This is a genomic window from Mesorhizobium sp. WSM4308 (genome assembly GCF_002294905.1).
Lineage (GTDB): Bacteria > Pseudomonadota > Alphaproteobacteria > Rhizobiales > Rhizobiaceae > Mesorhizobium.
In genome coordinates this window covers 212,600-231,278 of the sequence record NZ_NSFW01000006.1, presented here as the reverse complement: position 1 = coordinate 231,278, position 18,679 = coordinate 212,600, and the positions used below count along the sequence as shown (strand labels likewise).

The window sequence follows — 18,679 nt, the reverse complement described above, 5'->3', positions numbered from 1 at the left end:
GGTCTCGCCAGGCCGCCGGTCACGGTTCACATGGTCTTGCTGCTTCCGAGGTTTCCGGCTGGCGTGATGGCCAGTCGCCTTGGCTGCCCTCGTGGCGGTAAACTCCCGGCGAGGAAGGGCTGCTTCGAACCAGAAATCCGCAACGGCCCCTTGCCGTTATTCCCCATCTTGCTCATGTTCAATACCGCTTGCTGGTGATCGTCCGGGGGAACGGTCGGATTCATCATGGGAGGAAGTCGATAATGAAGGTATGCTATTTCGTTTCCGCCGCGCTTCTTGCCGCGGCCGCTATCCCCGCCTCGGCCGCCGAAATTTCCGATGGAAAAGTCAAGATCGGCATCCTCAATGATCAATCCGGCGTCTATGCCGATTTCGGCGGCAAATGGTCGGTCGAGGCGGCCAAGATGGCGGTCGAGGACTTCGGCGGCAAGGTACAGGGCGTGCCGATCGAGATCATCAGCGCCGACCACCAGAACAAGCCTGACATCGCCTCCAACATCGCGCGGCAATGGTACGACACCGAACAGGTCGATGCCATCATGGAGCTGACGACCTCATCGGTCGCGCTCGCCGTCCAGGGGATCTCCAAGGAAAAGAAGAAGATCGACATCGTTACCGGCGCGGCAACCACCGATCTCACCGGCAAGCAATGCTCGCCCTACGGCTTCCACTGGGCCTATGACACCCATTCGCAGGCGGTGGGAACCGGGGGCTCCCTCGTGCAGCAGGGCGGCGACAGCTGGTTCTTCGTCACCGTCGACTATGCGTTCGGCTATTCGCTCAAGGAGCAGACCGCCAAATTCGTCGAGAGCCACGGCGGCAAGGTGCTTGGCGAAGTGCGTTATCCCCTGGGGTCGACCGATTATTCATCCTTCCTGCTGCAGGCGCAGTCGTCGGGCGCCAAGGTCGTCGGGCTGGCCAATGCTGGCCTCGACACCTCCAACTCCATCAAGCAGGCGGCCGAATTCGGCATCGTCCAGGGCGGCCAGCGCCTTGCCGCGCTTCTGTTCACGCTGGCCGAGGTGCATGGGCTGGGCCTTCAGGCCGCGCAAGGAGTCGTGCTGACCGAGGGCTATTACTGGGATCGCGACGACAAGAGCCGCAAATTCGGACAGCGCTTTTTCAAACGCACCAACCGCATGCCGAACATGGTCCAGGCCGCGACCTATTCGGCGGTGACGCAGTATCTGAAGGCGATCGACAAGTCCGGCACCGACGCGACCGAAGCCGTCGCCAAGCAATTGCATTCGATGCCGGTTGACGACGCCGTGACGACCAACGGCAAGGTGCAGGCGGACGGCAACATGGTCCACGACATGTATCTCTACCAGGTCAAGGCGCCCGGCGAGAGCACCAAGGACTGGGATTATTACAAATATCTCGCAACCATCCCCGGCAACCAGGCCTTCCTGAGCGAGAAGGAAAGCGGCTGTCCAACCGCGGCCCAGTGATCGGTGCGGCCCGTGGCGCCGTCTGATCTCAACGCCAACGAGCCGCCGGTGGTGCTCTCCGCTCGCGGGCTGCGGCGCGATTTTGCCGGCTTCGTCGCCGTCAGGAATGTCGATCTCGATGTCCGCCATCGCAACATCCATGCGCTGATCGGGCCTAACGGCGCCGGCAAGACGACTGTCTTCAACCTGCTCACCAAGTTCCTGGCGCCGACCAGCGGCAGGATCGAACTGCTCGGCCACGACATCACCCGCACGCCACCGGCAAAGGTGGCGCGCATGGGGCTGGTGCGATCGTTCCAGATATCGGCGATCTTTCCGCACCTCAGCGTGCTCGACAATGTGCGCGTCGCATTGCAGCGGCCGGGCGGGCTCGGCGTCCAGTTCTGGCGCTCCCTGGCGGCGCTCGATCGGTTGACGCCGCGAGCCGTCGAACTGTTGCGCTCCGTTGGTCTCGACGACGCCAGGAACAGGCTGGCCGGCGACCTTTCCTATGGAAGGAAGCGCGCGTTGGAGATCGCCACGACCCTGGCCCTCGACCCGAAGGTGCTGCTGTTGGACGAGCCGATGGCCGGCATGGGGCATGAGGACGTGGCCATGGTTTCCGACCTCATCCGTTCGGTGGCGCGCGCGCGCGCGGTGCTGATGGTCGAGCACAATCTGACTGTTGTCGCCGATCTCTGCGACTGGATAACCGTCATGCAGCGCGGCGAGGTGCTGGCGGCCGGCGACTACGCGACGGTCAGCCGCGACGAGCGGGTGAAGGTCGCTTACATGGGCACCGCAGATGACTAGTGCCGCCCCCCTGCTTGCGGTCCGCGGCCTCAACGCCTGGTATGGCGAGGGCCATGCGCTGCACGGCGTCGATCTGGAGGTGTTTGTCGGCGAGACGGTCACGCTGCTCGGCCGCAACGGCGTCGGCAAGACGACGACGCTGCGCGCCATCATGGGGCTGATCCGCACGCGGACCGGCGAGGTCGTTTTCGACGGCGCGGATCTGATGCGCCTGCCGCTGCACCGCACCGCGCATCAAGGCATCGGCTTCGTGCCGGAGGAGCGCGGCATTTTCGCGACGCTGACGGTCGACGAGAATCTGGTGCTGCCGCCGGTCGTCGCCGAGGGCGGCATGAGCGTCGCGGAGATATTCGACCTCTTCCCCAATCTGAAGGAGCGCCGCAACAGTCCCGGCACGAGGCTGTCGGGCGGCGAACAGCAGATGCTGGCGATCGCCCGCATGCTGCGAACCGGCGTCAAGATGCTGCTTCTCGACGAGCCGACCGAGGGCCTGGCTCCCGTCATCGTGCAGCGCATCGGCGAGTTGCTGGTGACGTTGAAGAAGCGCGGCATGACGATCCTGCTGGTCGAGCAGAATTTCCGCTTCGCCAGCCGTGTGGCCGATCGCTTCTACCTGATGGAGAACGGCAAGGTCGTCGCAGGGTTCCCGGTCGGCGAACTGACGAACCGCATGGGGCAGCTCCACGACGTTCTGGGTGTATGAGGACGCCATGACGATGATCTTCGGAATCCCCGTCCAGGCACTGCTTGGCCAATTGCTGGTGGGGCTGATCAACGGCTCCTTCTACGCCATGCTGAGCCTGGGGCTGGCCGTCATTTTCGGCTTGCTGCGCGTCATCAATTTCGCCCACGGCGCCCAGTATATGCTCGGCGCCTTCGTCGGCTACCTGCTGCTCACCTATCTCGGCATCGGCTACTGGCCCGCGCTGATCCTCGCGCCGCTGATCGTCGGCCTCTTCGGCATCGCGGTCGAGCGCCTGGCGCTGTCGCGGCTTTACGACACCGATCCGCTCTACGGCCTGCTTTTCACCTTCGGTCTCGCGCTCGTGCTCGAAGGCATATTCCGCTATTACTACGGCGTGTCGGGAAACCCTTACGCCGTGCCGCCGCTGCTTGCGGGCGGCACCAATCTCGGCTTCATGTTCCTGCCCAACTATCGCGGCTGGGTCGTGGTCGCCTCGCTGATCGTCTGCTTCGGAACCTGGGCGCTGATCGAGAAGACCAGGCTCGGCTCCTATCTGCGGGCGGCAACCGAGAATCCCCGTCTCGTCCAGGCCTTCGGCGTCAACGTGCCGTTGCTGCTGACGCTGACCTACGGTCTCGGTTCCGCCCTTGCCGGGCTTGCCGGCATTCTGGCCGCCCCCGTCTATCAGGTGAGCCCGCTGATGGGATCGGATCTCATCATCGTCGTCTTCGCGGTCGTCGTGATCGGCGGCATGGGATCGATTCTTGGCGCGATCGTCACCGGCTACATGCTCGGCCTCGCCGAGGGCCTGACCAAGGTCTTCTATCCCGAGGCCTCCAACCTCGTGGTCTTCGTCATCATGGCGATCGTGCTTCTGGTCCGGCCGGCCGGTCTGTTCGGGAGGGATGCCTGACATGTCGGAAGGGACATCTGACATGGCCGGGCCGTCGCCTCGCGAGACAGCAGCCGGAACCCCGGCATGGCCCGAATGGACGCTGGTCGGGCTCGCCATAGCGGCGCTGCTGGTTGCGCCCTTCCTGGTTTATCCGATCTTCCTGATGAAGATGCTGTGTTTCGCGCTGCTGGCCTGCGCGTTCAATCTCCTGCTCGGCTACACCGGCCTGCTGTCGTTCGGCCACGCCACCTTCTTTGGCGGCGCCGCCTATTTCACCGCGCACGCCGTCAAGGTGTGGGGCTGGCCGCCGGAAGCCGGCATCCTGCTCGGCATGGCGGGCGGCGCGCTGCTCGGCCTGGTCATGGGCTTCTTCGCCATTCGCCGGCAAGGCATCTATTTCGCCATGATCACCCTGGCGCTGTCGCAGATGTTCTTCTTCTTCTGCGTGCAGGCGCCTTTCACCGAGGGCGAGGACGGCATTCAGGGCGTGCCGCGCGGCATGCTGTTCGGCGTCCTCGACCTGAACGTCTCGCTGAACATGTACTACTTCGTGCTCGCGGTATTCCTCATCGGCGTTTTCGCCATCTGGCGCATCGTCAATTCACCCTTCGGCATGATCCTGCGCTCGATCCGGGAAAACGAGAGCCGCGCCATTTCGCTGGGCTATTCCGTCGCCAACCACAAGCTCGGCGCCTTCGTCATGTCGGCGGCGCTGGCCGGGCTGGCAGGCTCCCTCAAGGCGATCGTCTTCCAGTTCGCCACGCTCACCGACGTCACCTGGCAGATGTCGGGCGAGGTGATCCTGATGACGCTTCTGGGCGGCATCGGCACCATGGTCGGGCCGATCGTCGGCGCCAGCCTCGTCGTCGGGCTGGAGAACACGCTTGCCACCTCCGGTTTCCCGGTGACCATCGCCACCGGGATGATCTTCATGGTGTGCGTGCTGGTCTTCCGGCGCGGCATTGTCGGGGAGGTTTATGCACGGCTTCTCAAGCGACAGGGCAAGCACTGATCAGTTCCAGATCGACCGGGCGCGGTTGACCGGGCCGCGCCAGGGCGCCGGCCAACGATGACCCCGTTTGAGTGGCTACGGGCTTTGCTGCACACGCTTTTCGAGTTCGGCGGTGCGCGCGCTCAGATCGTCCAGTTCAAACCCTTGAGATGTGAAGAAGGCGGCTTCCCCGTTGTCGGGATCGGCGGCAAGACGATGCGTTTCCCGCAGATGATGTTTCAGCCAGGCGCGCTGCTCGCGCTGCAACCGGGCACGTTGAGGGCCATGCTCACGACGCATCAAGGTGTTGTAAGCGGCGTTCAACCTGGCATCGTACTTGTCGATCTCGACTTTCCCGCAATCCAGCATTTTCCCCGTGTAGCCGCCGGACTGGCCGACGCATGCTTTCATTTCATCATCGCTCTGTGCCATCGCGGGATGAGCCGTTGTCATGGCCAAAATTCCGAGGAAGCAGGCATGTCGGAGCATGGAGGCGGTTCCTTGAAACCAAAGGCTGGATGCGGGTCAGGGTCTCTCTGTTTCGGCACGTCCTCTGGATCGGCAACAAGGGCGCCCACGATATGTTGGGCAGGCCGCGAACGCGTCAAGGTTTGGCCCGCCGTGCCCCCATCACCCGTAACACCCGCGCTCCACCGCCAGCCGGCGCACCAGCGCCGACACCGCATCTATGGTCGGCGTCGGCTTGTCCGTCAGCCGGCCAAGCTCCTGCACCGCGCTCACCAGCGCGTCGATTTCCATCGGTCGGCCGCGTTCCAGATCCTGCAGCATCGAGGTCTTGTGCTCGCCGACATCGCCGGCACCCTTGATGCGGCGGTCGACCCCGATCGGAAAGCGCACGCCGAGGCTTTCGCCGATCGCCTGGGCTTCCAGCATCATGGTGCGGGCAAGCGCGCGGGTGCCTTCGTCGGCGACGATTCCCGCCAGCGTGGAGCCGGTCAGCGCCGAGATCGGGTTGAAGGAGAGATTGCCCCACAGCTTCACCCAGATTTCTGAGCGTATGTCGTCGCGCACCGGCGCCTGCAGGCCGGCCTTGACCATTTCCTCCGCCAGTCGCGTGACCCGTTCGCTGCGTTCGCCCGAGGGTTCGCCGAGCGAGAAGCGCTTGCCTTCGACATGGCGGATGAGGCCGGGCGCGTCGACCTCGGCGGCGGGATAGACGACCGAGCCGATGACGCGCTGCGGCCCGATCCGCTGCCAGATCGCCCCTCCGGGATCGACCGCGTTCAGCCTTGTGCCTTCGAGTGGCCCGCCCAGTTGATGGAAATACCACCACGGCACGCCGTTCTGCATGGTGACGACGGATGTATGGTCCCCGAGCAGCGGCGCGATCTGGTCAAGTGCGGGGGTCAGCGAATGGGCTTTCAGCGCCAGCACGACAGTGTCCTGCACGCCGAGTTCCTCGGCCTTGGCGGCGGCTCTTACCGGCGCCACCGATTCCTCGCCGTCCTCGATCAGGCGCAGTCCGTTCGCCCGGATCGCTTCCAGATGCGCGCCGCGCGCGACGATCGACAGGTCGGTGCGGCCGGCGATCGCCAGCTTGGCGGCGAGATACCCGCCGATCGCACCGGCGCCGAAAATGGTGATCTTCATCGTCAAAGCCCGAGTTTGGCGGCGAGCCCGATGCGCTGCAGCTTGCCGGTCGCGCCCTTGGGGATCTCGTCCAGGATCAGGACCTTGCGCGGCACCTTGAAGTCGGCGAGCCGCGTCGCGGCATGGCTGCGGATGTCGCTCTCCGTGGCGCTCATGCCTTCGCGCAGCACCACGGCCGCCGCCACCTCCTCGCCAAGCTTGTCATGCGGCATGGCGAACGTGACGACCTGCGCGACCGCAGGATGGTCCATCAGCACGTCGTCGACCTCGAGCGGCGAGATCTTTTCGCCGCCGCGGTTGATGATCTCCTTCAGCCGGCCGGTGACGCGGAGATAGAAGTCCTCGTCGAGCACGCCCTGGTCGCCGGTGTGGAACCAGCCATGCGCGAAGGCCGTGGCATTGGCATCCGGGTTCTTTTCATAGCCTGCGGTGACATTGGGTCCGCGAATGACGATCTCGCCGGTCTCGCCGGCTTCCATCAGCCGCCCGTCCGGCGCCATCACCGCGACCTCCGGTCCGGCGCCGGCGCCGACGCTGCCTGGCTTGCGCAGGCCCGGCGGCAGCCGGTTCGACGCCATCTGGTGGGCGGCCTCGGTCATCCCGTAGGATTCGATCACCGGGCAGCCGAAGGTCGCTTCCAGTTCCGCCATCACTTGCGCCGGCAGCGACGCCGAGGACGAGCGGATGAAGCGCAGGCGTGCCGCGGCCAGCACCTCTTCATTGCGCGCGGCCCGCGGCAGGATCGCCTGGTGCATGGTTGGCACCGCCGTGTACCAGCTTGGCTTGGCATTGCCCAGCCACTGGAAGAAGCGCAGCGCGTTGAAGCCCGGCGTGCAGTAGATGCTGCCGCCCGCTGCCAGCGACGACAGCACCGCCGCGATCAGGCCGTGGATGTGGAACAGCGGCATGATGTTGAGGCAGCGGTCATCGGCGCTCAGGCCGAGCGTGGCGCCGATATGGCGCGCGGAGGCGGCGATGTTGGCATGGCTGAGCGGCACCAGCTTGGGGCGCGATGTCGTGCCCGACGTGTGCAGCAGCAGCGCGATGTCGTCATCTCCTGCCATGTCGGGCGCAGCCTGCGGACCGATCGCCGCGCCCTCGATGGTGAAGGAGCCGGCGGGCATGCCCGGCGAAACGATAAGCCGCAGCACGCCGATGCCGAGACGTTCGGCAACCGCCACCGCCGGACCGCTCTCGTTCTCCGCGACCAGGATCGCCTTGGCGCCGATGTCGGTGAGGTAAAAATCGAGCTCGTCGGCGCGATAGGCGGGATTGAGCGGCGCCGTCGACGCGGCGGCCGCCACCGCGACGAAGGCGGTGGCCATCTCCGGTCCGTTCGGCAGCACGATCGCCACCCGGTCGCCCCGGCCGATGCCGAGCGCATGCAGCCGCCCGGCCGTGGTTGCGATCAGGCGGCGCAGCCCGCCATGGCTGAGCGTCGCCCTGTCGGGCGCCAGGATCGCCGGCGCGTCGTCGGCGCCGGCGGCGAGACGATTGGAGAGGTCTTTTGAATTCGTGCTCATGGTCACCGACTATGTGTCAAACGACTGCTTCTAGAAAGCCCTGGGGACAAGCGCCGCTTCCTTCTACTGTTCACGGGGCGTTGAGGAGTGGTCCGCGCAGGACGAAAAGCCAACTGCTTGGCTCCTCGAACGACGAACGCCCGGAGGGTGGATGAGGGGCATCGCCAACGTCCACGAACCGGCTCCCCGATCGCCCCTCAATATCCCAGCGCCATCCCATCCTTGCGCGGATCGGAAGCGCCGGTGAGCGTGCCTTTCTCCCAGTCGATCAGCACCGCCTGCCCGCCGCCAAGCGGATGCTGCGGTTCGACGACGCGATGGCCGCGCTTGCGCAAGCCTTCGATCGCCTCGGTGGGAACGTTGCGCTCAGCCTCCACGGTATCATCATTGTAGAACACACGCGGCGCATCCAGCGCTTGCTGCGGATCCATGCCGAAGTCGATCATGTTGGTCAAAAGATGGACATGGCCGAAAGGCTGGTAGCCGCCGCCCATGACGCCGAACGGCATCACCACGCGGCCGTCTTTCGTCGCCATGCCAGGCATGATCGTGTGCATCGGCCGCTTGCCGGGCGCGATCGCGTTCGGGTGCGCCGGGTCGAGGCGGAAGCTCGATCCGCGATTCTGCAGCACGACACCGGTCTTCGGGCCGACGACGCCGCTGCCGAAGGAATAGTAGGTCGAGTTGATGAAGGAGACCGCGTTGCGGTCGCGGTCGACGATCGAGATATAGACCGTGTCGCTGCCGGGCAGCTCCAGGCGCGGCAGACGCGTCATGGCGCGGTCGCGGTGGATCTCGGCGCGCAGCCGGTCGGCATAGGCGCCGGACAGAAGTTGCCGCACCGGCACATCAACCTGGTCCTGGTCGGCGACGAAGCGATCGCGGTCCTGATAGGCCAGGCGTCCGGCTTCGATCTCCAGATGCAGGCGCTCGGCGCCGTTGGGGTCGAGCCCGCCGAGCTTGAAGCCCGACAGCACGTTCAGCATGAGCAGCGCCGTCAGCCCCTGATTGTTCGGCGGCATCTGGTGGATCTCATAGCCGCCATAGGTGGTCCCGACCGGCGTCACATAGTCGCCTTTGGTCGCCGCGAAATCCTCGTGGCTGTGCAGCCCGCCCAGTTCATTGAGCCGGCGCACCATGTCGTCGGCAACGGCGCCCTCGTAGAAGCCGGCGCGGCCCTGCTTTGCGATCACCCGCAAGGTGGCGGCGAGTTCCGGTTGGCGGTGGACATCGCCGGCCTTCGGCGCCTGGCCGCCCGGCAGGAAGATGCGCGCGGCATGTTCATCGGCCGACAGGTCGGTTTCCGGATCGGCCCAGTCGAAGGCGACGCGGTCATGCACGACATAGCCGTTCTCGGCATAGTGGATGGCCGGCGCCAGCACTTCGGCCAGGCTCTTGCGGCCATGGTCTTCCAACAGACGGCTCCAGGCATCGACGGCGCCCGGCACGGTCACCGCGTGCGGACCCTGTTTCGGAAGTTCGTTGAAACCCTTGTCCAGGTACCAGTCGACAGTCGCCTTGGCGGGCGCGCGGCCCGAACCGTTGAAGGCCAGCAAGTCGCCTTGTCCCTTCGGGCAGTAGAGGACAAAGCAATCGCCGCCGATGCCGGTCGATTGCGGCTCGACGACGCCCTGCACGGCGGCGGCGCAGACGGCTGCGTCCATGGCATTGCCGCCGGCGCGCAGCATGTCGATCGCGGCAAGGGTCGCAAGCGGGTGCGAGGTCGCGGCAACCGCTTGCGTGGCACGAACCGGCGAGCGGCCGGGAAACTGGAAATCACGCATTCTGTCTTTGTATCCCTTGGTCTGATGGATGCGACGTTGCCGCCATGGCGTAACATGACACGGCAACGGATCGCTTCGGCTTCTCGACACTGCTCATTTTGCCAATTCTCCTCGTTACGCCAGACGCGTATCAGGCTCGGGCTCGATAAGGCGTTAGCCAGATTTCCAGCGCGTTCAGTGCCGAGATGATCGTGAAATTGATGGTGAGATAGATCGTGCCCGCAGCCACGAAAACCTCTACGGCGCGATAGGTCTGCGAAATAAGCCCCTGGGCGATGCCCGTCACTTCCATCAGGGTGACGATCGATGCAAGCGACGTACCCTTTACCATGAGGATGATCTCGTTGCCGTAGCTCGGTATGGCTTGGCGCAGCGCCAAAGGCAGAACGACGAGACGCAGGGTCTGGAGCCGTGTCATGCCGAAGGCAGAGGCCGCCTCGACAAGGCCGCGCGGCACACCCCGTATCGCACCCCGCAGGATTTCGCTGCCATAGGCCGCGGTATTGAGACTGAGCGCGATGATGGCGCACCAATAGGGCTCGCGAAACAGCCACCAGAGCCCAACTGCCTGAAGTGTGGGGCGGAACTGGCCGAGGCCGTAATAGATGAGGAATATCTGGACGAGCAATGGCGTGCCGCGGAAGACGGCAACGAAGGAGCGTATGGGCCAGACCAGCATCCGATGATTTCCCTGCTGCGCCAGCGCGAGCAACAGGGCCAAGGCGAAGCCTATTCCGATCGACAACCCCGCAAGTTGCAAGGTTAACGGCAAGCCGGAGAGAAGGGTGGGAATGATCTCGACAAAGAAGGCGAAGTCGATCATGCGTGGACCGTGCCTCGCCACGCCCGTGCCTCGCCGTAGCGGAAGACCGATCCGGTCACGGTAGCGATGAGGAAATACAGCGTCGCGGCTGCTATATAGAAGACGAAGGGCTCCCGCATCGATCCCGCGCCGATCTGAGATTGCCGCATCAATTCCACCAAGCCGATCACGGAGATCAAGGCCGAATCCTTGAGCACAAGCTGCCAGACATTTCCGAGGCCCGGCAGGGCGTGCCGCATCAGTTGAGGCACGATGACGAGACGCAGCGATTGGAACCGGGACAGGCCGAGCGCCTTGCTAGCCTCAAGCTGGCCGAGATCGACGGCGAGATATGCTCCGCGATAGACCTCGGCTTGATAGGCGCCCGAAATGATGCCGATCGCCAGGACGCCAGTCGCAAATGTTGGCAGCCCGACGAAGCCTGCGCTGCCGAAGAATTTACCGATCTCAGTCAATGCTATGCTGCCGCCATAGTAAAGCAGGTAGATCGTCAACAGATCGGGCACACCCCTAAACACCGTGCCATAGCCCTTGGCGACCCATGACGGTAAAGCTCTCGTGGAGAGCCGGCCTCCTGCTGCAACCGCGCCGAAGAGAGCGCCGAGCAGGAAGCCGAGGACTGACAGCGCAAATGTCACACCAGCTGCCAGCAGCAGGGCTCCGCCCCAGCCGCCCTTACCCACGGAAAGGATATGGAGTGCGTCCGTCATGTGAAACCTGATCGTTCAGCGCGGCACCCGGCCGATCGGTTGATACCAGTCGGCCGGACAGAATACACACGTGGCTACTTGACCGGCGTCACGTCCGTTTTCACCCATTTTTCCGAGATACGTTTAATGGTCCCGTCGGCAATGGCGGCGCTGATCGCGTCGTTCAGCATTTCCTTGAGCTTGGCGTCTTCCTTCCTGAGTCCCGCACCCGTTCCGGCGCCGAACAAGCCGCCGACAAAGCCCGGACCTGCAACCGTGAAGCCCGAGAATTCGGGTTTTGCGAGCGTCGCGGCGAGCGCTGTCTTCTGAGCGAATATTGCATCGATGCGGCCCGCGGCCAGATCGAGATCGTGCTGCTCGGTCGTCTTGTATTCGCGAATCTCCACCGTGTCGCCGAAGTATTTCTTGAGGAATTCGAGCATGGCCGTGGCCGCCTGGACACCGACCACCTTGCCCTTCAGCAGGGGCTTCAACTTGTCGACCGCAGCCTTGGAAGCAGCCTCATCGTCTAGTTTGAATTTCTCGGTCGAAGCGCCGAGCTTCCCCAGATCGCTATCCTTGGCGGCTGCGAACCCGCCCGGGTCGATCGCATAAGGCTGGGTGAAGTCAATGGTCTCGAGGCGTTTCGGCGTGATGAACATGCTGGCCATGATCACATCGAACTTGCCGACCTTCAGCGAAGGAATAAGTCCGTCCCAGTCCTGAGCGATGATGGTGCATTTGACCTTCATCCGCTCGCAAAGATTGTTGGCGAGTTCGATCTCCAGTCCGTCGAGCTTGCCCTCTGCGTTGGTGAAGTTCCACGGTGCGTAGGCGCCCTCCGTGGCGATGGTTATGGCCTTGGGCGCATCCTCGGCCAATGCGGTGTGCATGAAGCCGAGCATGCTGAGTGCTGCGGCAACTGCGGCCAAACGACAAACTTTCATGTGGTTCCCCTTTTTTGATAGGTGATCGATCTGTTCCTACGTCCGGCCGCATTGCCGGTTCGAGGCCATTCTTGTCCGGCCGGCGTTCGTCACCGACTCGGACTCACGAACTCGGCCAGCATCGGTGCTGTGCTGAGAATATGATCCTGCATCACCTTTTCCGCGTGAAGTTCGTCGCCTGAACGCAAGGCCGCGATCACGGCGGCATGCTCCTCGCGCGCAGAATGCGGCTTGTCACAGTCGTCGAACCAGATGCGCATGTAGGGCTCTATCACCACATGCAGCGCCGATATCTGATGGATAAGCTTGGGCCTCCGGCTTAGCGCACAGATACGGCCATGGAATTCCTGGTGGCGGACCACCCAGTCGCTGCTGCCGCTCTGGCCCGCGCGTTCCATGCGCTCGAGCAGGCGATCGAGTTCCTCGAACTCCTCCTCATCGATCCGGGGCATCGCCAGCCTTACGGCCAGTCCCTCCAGAACCGAGCGAATTTCGAAAATCTCGTAAAGCTCATCGACCGTCAGGCCTGCGACCACGCATCCACGATTGGGCCGCAGAACCACCAGCCCGTCGGAGGCCAGGCGCCGAAAGGCTTCCCGCACCGGCATGCGACTCATGCCGATCTCGGCGGCAATCTCCTCCGGAATAAGCCTGTCGCCCGGTTTGTAGCGGCCGAGGCGAAGGGCTCTCTGAACGTGCCTGTACGCCTCTTCCTCCGCCGTGGAGGACATCTGTGGTTCTGCCGGAAAGGCTGCTGGCACGCGGCACCTAAAAAGTATTTTTGTATCCACGTATTATCAAATCCAAATTTTATTTCATCGTCAATACCCCCGGTGACGACGTTCAGAAGCCGATACCGGTGCAGTGCACCACCGGCACGATCTATTTCGGGCCGGGCGAGTCTTTGGGATGGTGCCGCCCTGGGCGTGGCAAATCAGACCGGCTACGACTCCAAATGGGACGACAACAGGCTAAAGCGCGAAATTGGAAACCAATCTGGGGCCAAGCAAACCAAGAACACGCTGCGCGACTCGGTCTACACTTCGCTGAAGGCGATGATCGTGACCGGCCAGATTCCGCCCGGCTCGCGCGTCACCGAGAACGACATCGCCGCAAAGCTCAATGTCAGCCGCACGCCGGTGCGCGAGGCCTTCAACCGCCTCGAGCGCGACGGCCTGGTCACCGGCCGCCCGCGCCATGGCTATGTCGTCACCGAGTTCGACATCAACATGTTCCGCGAGGCCTTCGCCATCCGCGAACTGCTGGACGGCCACGCGACCGAACTGGCTGCGGCCGCCGCGACCGACAAGGACAAAGCGCGGCTGCGCGCCATGCTGGCCGAATGCGAGCGGTTGGCCGCCATTCCCGACCGCACCACAAAGGAAAAATTCCAGGAGTTGGAGGTCGGCATCGACCTGCACCGCGTCATCGCCGAGATCAGCGGCAATGCCATGCTGCACGGCATGCTGTGCGGCATCCTCGACAAGTGCCAGCACTATGTCTGGACCGAACTCTTGTGGCTCGACGAATGGAAGATCGCCCGCGACGAGCATGCCGAGATCGTCGAAGCGATCTGCGCCGGCGATGCCGCCCGGGCCGGCGCCCTGGCCCGTGCCCATGTGCGCGGCTCACGCGAAAACGTGCTGCGCCTGCTGCAGGCGAAGTCGGACTACCAGAGTTTTCTCGCCAAGGCGTCCTGAGGAGACCAAAGCGCGAGGCATGAATCCGTTCAGGCGCGGCACGCTTTGGCGGACGCCTCGACCCACGCCCGCGTGGCCTGACAGCTTTCCATCGCCCGCCCGAAGGCATCGCGTTCGCTGAGCCGGGCCATATAGGTTAGCTCGGCGGCACCGAGGGCGACTCCGCCAAATCCGCGGGCCAGCTGTAATGCGTAGTAAACCGAGATGTCGGCGGCGGTGAACCTGTCGCCGGCCAGATATGGCGAAAGCGCCAGCTGCCGGCTCACCAGTCCCAGCCGGGTCTGGAACACGCGGAGAGCCTGGCGGGCGCTCCAGTTCCTTCGCTCCACCTCGGGTGCAAAATTGCGGGCGCCGCCGACGAAATAAATGGGGGCCGCGAGGCCGGCTTCGCCGAGGTGGAGGAACTGCTGGTACGCGGGGAATGCAGGATCTTGCGGGCCTGGCGCCAGCGGCGTCGGCCCATGACGCGCCATCAAATACTCCATGATTGCAATCGACTCGACCATGACGACGTCGCCGTCCCGAATAGCCGGGATGAACCCGCCAGGGTTGATGGCCATGAACTCCGTGTCGTCCTGGACGCCGGCCGCCAGGTCCACGGGCCGCAACCGGTAAGCGAGCCCCATCTCCTCCAGCAGCCAGACAACCCGAAAGCCTCTGCCTTCCCCGAACACCGTGATCATGAGTACGTCTTCAACTGATTGCAAATGGCAAGCGATCATTTATCAGCGAACTGATCCTGTCTTGCAAGCGGTGACCCCAAAAACCAATTGCGATCCAAAATCGGTCGATCTAGCCTACAACCGATTGCATAATACAATCGGAACCGAACGGACGTGCCGGTGAGAAAGGATGGGGTATGGCCAAGCTCGTGTTCGGAATGAACCAGTCCCTGGACGGCTATGTCGACCATATGGCATTTGCGCCGGGCCCCACGCTCTTGCGCCACTTCATCATGGAAGCTCAGGCGCAGGCGGGCAGTGTCTATGGCCGCCAGATGTATGAAATCATGCGATACTGGGACGACGATCATCCTGAATGGAATGCGGACGAACGCGCCTTCGCGGCGGCGTGGCGGAGACAGCCGAAATGGGTCGTCTCGCGCTCGTTGAAGTCGGTTGGCCCCAACGCCAGGCTTGTCGGGGATGATCTGGAGGGCGCGATCCGGGAGTTGAAGGGCGAGCGCGACGGGGAGATTGAAGTTGCCGGCCCGAACCTGGCGCAAAGCCTCACCGAACTTGGCCTGATCGATGAGTATCGGATCTACCTGCACCCCGTCGTGCTGGGGCACGGCAAGCCCTATTTCGCCGGACCCCGGCCACCACTGCGCCTCATGACCCATGATCGGATCGGCGAGGATGTGATCAGGTTGACCTACGTTCCCGCATAATCTCGCGGCCCGCCGGATGGAAATTCGCCGCTGAAGTCCGGTCTTGTGTTGAGCCAAGGCGACGGGGGACGGGTTCGCTTTGGCGGCGAGCCCGGACGACATCGCGCATGGCGGCGCCGCTGTTGGAAAAGCAGCTACCCCTTCATGACATTTGCCGGAGATGTTCTAATTGTGGTTGCGGCCGGCAGGTGATCCTATTGCGGCAGTTGAGTCCTCGCCCTCGGTTCCATCCAGAGCTCAAGCGCACCATGTCGATTTCCGATACGATCTACCGCCCGTTCGAAAACTTGATCCAGCCGCTGGATATTCCCTACCGGCCGCTGCCCGCCAAGGGGCCTGTGGCCGTCCTCCTGCACTTCATTTCGATGTTTCGCGGCGTGCTGATTGCCCTGGCGCTTTCCTCCATGGCGATGGAAGCCATCAATCTGACGATCGTCTGGGGGCTTTCGGTCATCGTCGATGGCGTCACGCAACAGGGCGCTTCAGCCTTCCTGCATAACGAATGGCCGCTTTTGACGTTCCTCGGCCTGCTGATCTTTCCGGCCATGCCGGTGGTCTCGTTCCTGCTCAACACGCTGACCTCGCACACGCTCGGCGTCGGCATGCCGGCCGCCATCCAGTGGCAGGGTCACAAGGCGGTGGAACGGCAGGATCTCGCCTTCTTCCATGACCTTTATGCCGGTCAGGTCGCCTCGCGCCTGCAGCAGGTGGCATCTGCCGTCCAGCAGCAGATCATTGCCGCCTTCCAGTCCATTCCGCGCTTCCTGCTGCAGTTGGTTGGTTCGGTGGTCCTGCTCAGCGCGCTGTCCTGGCAGCTTGCCTTGCCGGTGGTCGTCTGGATCGCGCTGAACGTGGCATTCACCGTCAGGATCGTTCCCACCTTTGCCGAGCGCTCGCGCCGCACCGCCAGGCAGCGCAGCATGGTGGCGGGCGCCATCACCGATCTCTACACCAACATGCAGATGATCAAGCAGTTCGCCGCCGAGGACAGCGAGGCGGGCGCTATCCGTCGCATCATCCAGCAGGCCGTGCACACCCAACACAGCGAACAACGCATCTATCGTACCTCGGAACTGACTGTCGTCGTCCTCAACATGACGCTGTGGCTGACCACGCTTTCGATCGGATTTTCCGGTCTCGTCAACGGGTTTCTCTCCATCGGCCAGTTTGTCGGCGCCGTCTACATCCTCCAGCGCCTGTCGACACAGATCTTCACATTCCTGCAGATGGGCCAGCAGATCTTCCAGGCGATCGGCACGATCAAGGACGCCATGCCGGTCATGACGACCCCGCCCACCATCACCGACCAGTTGGATGCGATCGATCTCAAGGTCGAGACCGGCGAGATCCGTTTCGAAAACGTGCGCTTCGCCTACAAGGCCGGAAAGCCGGTCATCGAGGATCTGTCGCTGACGATCCGCCCCGGCGAGAAGGTCGGCCTCGTCGGGCTCTCGGGCGCCGGCAAGACCACGCTCGCGAACCTGCTCATGCGCTTCTACGATGTCAGGGAGGGCGCGATCCTGATCGACGGGCAGGATATCCGCGCCGTCAGCCAGGCAAGCCTTCGGCGCGCCATCGGTGTCATCGCGCAGGATGTCGCGCTGCTGCATCGTTCGGTCGGCGACAATATCCGCTATGGCCGGCCGGAGGCGAGCGAACAGGAGATCGAAGAGGTGGCGAAGATGGCCGCCGCCGATGCCTTCATCGCCGATCTTTCGGACGCCGAAGGCCGCAAGGGCTATGAAGCCTTCGTCGGCGACCGCGGCATCAAGCTGTCAGGCGGCCAGCGCCAGCGGGTCGCCATCGCCCGCGTGTTGTTGAAGAACGCGCCGATCCTGGTGCTCGACGAGGCAACCTCCGCCCTCGACAGCGAGTCCGAGGCTGCCATCCAGGAGAGGCTTAACCTCGTGATGGAGGGAAAGACGGTGATCGCGATCGCACATCGCCTCTCGACGATTGCCATGATGGACCGGATAGTCGTGCTCGAGCAGGGCCGGATCGTCGAAGAAGGAAAGCCGGACGAACTGGTCAAGCGGGACGGCCTGTTTGCACGGCTGTGGAAGCGCCAGACAGGTGGCTTTCTCCCTGAAGAGATCGGCTAGCCTGGAAACGCCCCCCGATTTTGGTCGAGCTCCGCTTGCAATTTCTCTGATTTGGGATATTTTCCCACATATGGACACAGCCTCATCCCAAGCCTTGGCCGACCATCTTCGGCTGCTCCGGGCAGATCGTGGACTTACCCTTCAGGAGCTCGCGGCAAACAGCGGGGTCAGTCGGGCGACGCTGTCCCGGATCGAGAATGGCGAAGTCAGCCCAACAGCGGAAACGCTTGGTCGTCTGGCATCGGCTTTCGCGTTGCCGCTTTCCCAGCTTCTGGCGCCGCTCGAGCCGGACTTTCCCCCGCTTGTCCGCCGCGCTGACCAAAGCATATGGTCGGACCAGGAGAAGGGCTTCACCCGCCGTGCTCTTTCGCCGCCCAGCGGGCGACTGAATCTGGAAATGATCGAGTGCGAGATCGCGCCCAACCAGCGCATCGTCTACGAGCGGCCCGCTCTTCCGGGGCACGAACACCACCTGGTGCTTTTGGCAGGTGCGCTTGTTTTGATCGCCGATGGCGTTCGGCACGACCTGCGTCCCGGTGACTGCCTGCGCTATCGGCTGCGCGGCGCCTCTTCCTTTGAGACCGGCGAACAATCGGCCCGCTACATTATCGCCATGACTTAAGGAACCGCCATGCATGAAAACGCAGATCATTGAACTCGACGGTCTCGCCATCGAAAAAAGGCTGGGGGAGCTTTCCAGGGTTCTCGCAGACAGCGTAGCCGATGGCGCTGCGATCAGCTTCATGGCGCCCATGCCCTACGAGGACGCGGCCCGGTTCTGGTCGGGCGATGTTCAGCGTGAGGTCGCCGCGGGACGCAGAGTGCTTTTCGGCGCGGAGCGGGGCGGCGAGATCGTCGGAACCGTCCAGCTTCTCACCGCCATGCCGCCCAACCAGCCGCATCGCTGCGAGATCGCAAAGATGATCGTCCATCCGCAAGCACGCAGGCTCGGCATCGGGCGAGCCCTGATGAATGAAGCGCTGGATCGCGCGCGTGAACTGGGGAAAACCCTCGTAACCCTCGACACGCGAACCGGGGACGCCGCGGAGCCGCTATACGCTTCCGTTGGCTTCGAGGCGGCTGGTGTGATCCCTGACTTCGCCTGGGACCCGGACGGCAAGGCGCTGCACGCGACGACCTACATGTTCAGGCGGATATAGTCAGGTGCCAGCGGGTCTGAGTTTCGCCGGCATGAGCCGGTAATCGGCGATGCGCGCCGATCTCATCGCCGCTATGAAAGCGGGGCGGACCGGCGAAGCCAAATTGAAGGCCGACGGATCTCGGCGGTAGTCGGAC

Annotated in this window: 19 protein-coding genes; 10 read left to right on the top strand and 9 right to left on the bottom strand. The window is 63.6% G+C overall.

All coding sequences use genetic code 11. The features are described from left to right. The first annotated feature begins 242 nt into the window (after window positions 1-242). From CK227_RS13585 to CK227_RS13565, 5 genes are read left to right on the top strand one after another with little or no spacing between them, the layout of a single operon-like run. The gene (locus CK227_RS13585; protein WP_095773303.1) at window positions 243-1,451 is read left to right on the top strand and encodes an ABC transporter substrate-binding protein; all 1,209 of its coding nucleotides are present in this window, start codon (window positions 243-245) and stop codon (window positions 1,449-1,451) included. Window positions 1,452-1,463: 12 nt separating this feature from the next. Beyond that, window positions 1,464-2,243: an ABC transporter ATP-binding protein gene (locus tag CK227_RS13580; RefSeq protein WP_095773302.1), complete on the top strand. Its 780-nt coding sequence runs from the start codon at window positions 1,464-1,466 to the stop codon at window positions 2,241-2,243. Continuing rightward, the gene (locus CK227_RS13575) at window positions 2,236-2,946 is read left to right on the top strand and encodes an ABC transporter ATP-binding protein (RefSeq protein WP_095773301.1); all 711 of its coding nucleotides are present in this window, start codon (window positions 2,236-2,238) and stop codon (window positions 2,944-2,946) included. The genes CK227_RS13580 and CK227_RS13575 overlap by 8 nt, the downstream gene beginning before the upstream one ends. 7 nt (window positions 2,947-2,953) lie before the next feature. Beyond that, window positions 2,954-3,841 carry a branched-chain amino acid ABC transporter permease gene (locus CK227_RS13570; protein ID WP_095773444.1) on the top strand — a complete coding sequence of 296 codons (888 nt, stop codon included), beginning with the start codon at window positions 2,954-2,956 and terminating at the stop codon, window positions 3,839-3,841. A gap of 22 nt (window positions 3,842-3,863) precedes the next feature. Continuing rightward, a complete protein-coding gene (locus tag CK227_RS13565) occupies window positions 3,864-4,835 on the top strand; it encodes a branched-chain amino acid ABC transporter permease (protein WP_095773300.1) in 972 nt (323 codons plus the stop codon). Between the two features lie 75 nt (window positions 4,836-4,910). Here the strand turns inward: CK227_RS13565 and CK227_RS13560 are convergent, their stop codons facing one another. The 8 genes from CK227_RS13560 to CK227_RS13525 form a co-directional block, all read right to left on the bottom strand. Next, a complete protein-coding gene (locus CK227_RS13560) occupies window positions 4,911-5,303 on the bottom strand; it encodes a lysozyme inhibitor LprI family protein (RefSeq protein WP_095773299.1) in 393 nt (130 codons plus the stop codon). Between the two features lie 141 nt (window positions 5,304-5,444). Continuing rightward, window positions 5,445-6,425 (bottom strand): 2-dehydropantoate 2-reductase, encoded by a 981-nt coding sequence (locus CK227_RS13555; protein WP_095773298.1) that lies wholly within the window; start codon window positions 6,423-6,425, stop codon window positions 5,445-5,447. A gap of 2 nt (window positions 6,426-6,427) precedes the next feature. Further along, on the bottom strand, window positions 6,428-7,948 hold the full coding sequence (locus CK227_RS13550) for an acyl--CoA ligase (RefSeq protein WP_095773297.1): 1,521 nt from the start codon (window positions 7,946-7,948) through the stop codon (window positions 6,428-6,430). Window positions 7,949-8,145: 197 nt separating this feature from the next. Beyond that, a complete protein-coding gene (gene ggt / locus CK227_RS13545; protein WP_095773296.1) occupies window positions 8,146-9,732 on the bottom strand; it encodes a gamma-glutamyltransferase in 1,587 nt (528 codons plus the stop codon). 130 nt (window positions 9,733-9,862) lie between these two features. Continuing rightward, on the bottom strand, window positions 9,863-10,555 hold the full coding sequence (locus CK227_RS13540) for an ABC transporter permease (protein ID WP_095773443.1): 693 nt from the start codon (window positions 10,553-10,555) through the stop codon (window positions 9,863-9,865). Next, window positions 10,552-11,265: an ABC transporter permease subunit gene (locus tag CK227_RS13535; RefSeq protein ID WP_095773295.1), complete on the bottom strand. Its 714-nt coding sequence runs from the start codon at window positions 11,263-11,265 to the stop codon at window positions 10,552-10,554. Before CK227_RS13535 ends, CK227_RS13540 begins: the two co-directional genes overlap by 4 nt. Window positions 11,266-11,339: 74 nt before the next feature. Continuing rightward, window positions 11,340-12,191, bottom strand: a complete 852-nt coding sequence (locus CK227_RS13530; protein ID WP_095773294.1) for a transporter substrate-binding domain-containing protein — start codon at window positions 12,189-12,191, stop codon at window positions 11,340-11,342. 89 nt (window positions 12,192-12,280) lie between these two features. After that, the gene (locus tag CK227_RS13525; RefSeq protein ID WP_095773293.1) at window positions 12,281-12,922 is read right to left on the bottom strand and encodes a GntR family transcriptional regulator; all 642 of its coding nucleotides are present in this window, start codon (window positions 12,920-12,922) and stop codon (window positions 12,281-12,283) included. A 252-nt stretch (window positions 12,923-13,174) separates the two neighbouring features. Between CK227_RS13525 and CK227_RS13520 the strand changes: the two genes are divergently transcribed. After that, complete coding sequence (locus tag CK227_RS13520) at window positions 13,175-13,891, top strand: GntR family transcriptional regulator (RefSeq protein WP_095773442.1); 717 nt, start codon at window positions 13,175-13,177, stop codon at window positions 13,889-13,891. 29 nt (window positions 13,892-13,920) lie between these two features. Here CK227_RS13520 and CK227_RS13515 read toward each other — a convergent pair whose 3' ends face one another. Continuing rightward, entirely contained in the window at window positions 13,921-14,574 is a 654-nt protein-coding gene (locus CK227_RS13515) for a glutathione S-transferase family protein (protein ID WP_095773292.1), read from the bottom strand. A gap of 176 nt (window positions 14,575-14,750) precedes the next feature. Here CK227_RS13515 and CK227_RS13510 point away from each other — a divergent pair, with 176 nt between their 5' ends. The 4 genes from CK227_RS13510 (at window position 14,751) to CK227_RS13495 (ending at window position 18,543) form a co-directional block, all read left to right on the top strand. Then, complete coding sequence (locus CK227_RS13510; protein ID WP_095773291.1) at window positions 14,751-15,281, top strand: dihydrofolate reductase family protein; 531 nt, start codon at window positions 14,751-14,753, stop codon at window positions 15,279-15,281. A 248-nt stretch (window positions 15,282-15,529) separates the two neighbouring features. Then, window positions 15,530-17,383, top strand: a complete 1,854-nt coding sequence (locus CK227_RS13505; protein WP_095773290.1) for an ABC transporter ATP-binding protein — start codon at window positions 15,530-15,532, stop codon at window positions 17,381-17,383. A 70-nt stretch (window positions 17,384-17,453) separates the two neighbouring features. After that, window positions 17,454-18,005, top strand: coding sequence for an XRE family transcriptional regulator (locus CK227_RS13500; RefSeq protein ID WP_095773289.1), 552 nt, complete (start codon window positions 17,454-17,456; stop codon window positions 18,003-18,005). Between the two features lie 13 nt (window positions 18,006-18,018). Then, window positions 18,019-18,543 (top strand): GNAT family N-acetyltransferase, encoded by a 525-nt coding sequence (locus CK227_RS13495; RefSeq protein ID WP_095773288.1) that lies wholly within the window; start codon window positions 18,019-18,021, stop codon window positions 18,541-18,543. Window positions 18,544-18,679: the final 136 nt, after the last annotated feature.

What these genes read in the sequence shown, in the direction of transcription:
- CK227_RS13510 (WP_095773291.1), top strand. Translation starts at nt 14,751, where the DNA reads ATGGCCAAGCTCGTGTTCGGAATGAACCAGTCCCTGGACGGCTATGTC.
- CK227_RS13585 (WP_095773303.1), top strand. Translation starts at nt 243, where the DNA reads ATGAAGGTATGCTATTTCGTTTCCGCCGCGCTTCTTGCCGCGGCCGCT.
- ggt (WP_095773296.1), bottom strand. Translation starts at nt 9,732, where the DNA reads ATGCGTGATTTCCAGTTTCCCGGCCGCTCGCCGGTTCGTGCCACGCAA.
- CK227_RS13575 (WP_095773301.1), top strand. Translation starts at nt 2,236, where the DNA reads ATGACTAGTGCCGCCCCCCTGCTTGCGGTCCGCGGCCTCAACGCCTGG.
- CK227_RS13560 (WP_095773299.1), bottom strand. Translation starts at nt 5,303, where the DNA reads ATGCTCCGACATGCCTGCTTCCTCGGAATTTTGGCCATGACAACGGCT.
- CK227_RS13550 (WP_095773297.1), bottom strand. Translation starts at nt 7,948, where the DNA reads ATGAGCACGAATTCAAAAGACCTCTCCAATCGTCTCGCCGCCGGCGCC.
- CK227_RS13530 (WP_095773294.1), bottom strand. Translation starts at nt 12,191, where the DNA reads ATGAAAGTTTGTCGTTTGGCCGCAGTTGCCGCAGCACTCAGCATGCTC.
- CK227_RS13565 (WP_095773300.1), top strand. Translation starts at nt 3,864, where the DNA reads ATGGCCGGGCCGTCGCCTCGCGAGACAGCAGCCGGAACCCCGGCATGG.
- CK227_RS13540 (WP_095773443.1), bottom strand. Translation starts at nt 10,555, where the DNA reads ATGATCGACTTCGCCTTCTTTGTCGAGATCATTCCCACCCTTCTCTCC.
- CK227_RS13505 (WP_095773290.1), top strand. Translation starts at nt 15,530, where the DNA reads ATGTCGATTTCCGATACGATCTACCGCCCGTTCGAAAACTTGATCCAG.
- CK227_RS13495 (WP_095773288.1), top strand. Translation starts at nt 18,019, where the DNA reads ATGAAAACGCAGATCATTGAACTCGACGGTCTCGCCATCGAAAAAAGG.
- CK227_RS13515 (WP_095773292.1), bottom strand. Translation starts at nt 14,574, where the DNA reads ATGATCACGGTGTTCGGGGAAGGCAGAGGCTTTCGGGTTGTCTGGCTG.
- CK227_RS13500 (WP_095773289.1), top strand. Translation starts at nt 17,454, where the DNA reads ATGGACACAGCCTCATCCCAAGCCTTGGCCGACCATCTTCGGCTGCTC.
- CK227_RS13525 (WP_095773293.1), bottom strand. Translation starts at nt 12,922, where the DNA reads ATGTCCTCCACGGCGGAGGAAGAGGCGTACAGGCACGTTCAGAGAGCC.
- CK227_RS13535 (WP_095773295.1), bottom strand. Translation starts at nt 11,265, where the DNA reads ATGACGGACGCACTCCATATCCTTTCCGTGGGTAAGGGCGGCTGGGGC.
- CK227_RS13570 (WP_095773444.1), top strand. Translation starts at nt 2,954, where the DNA reads ATGACGATGATCTTCGGAATCCCCGTCCAGGCACTGCTTGGCCAATTG.
- CK227_RS13555 (WP_095773298.1), bottom strand. Translation starts at nt 6,425, where the DNA reads ATGAAGATCACCATTTTCGGCGCCGGTGCGATCGGCGGGTATCTCGCC.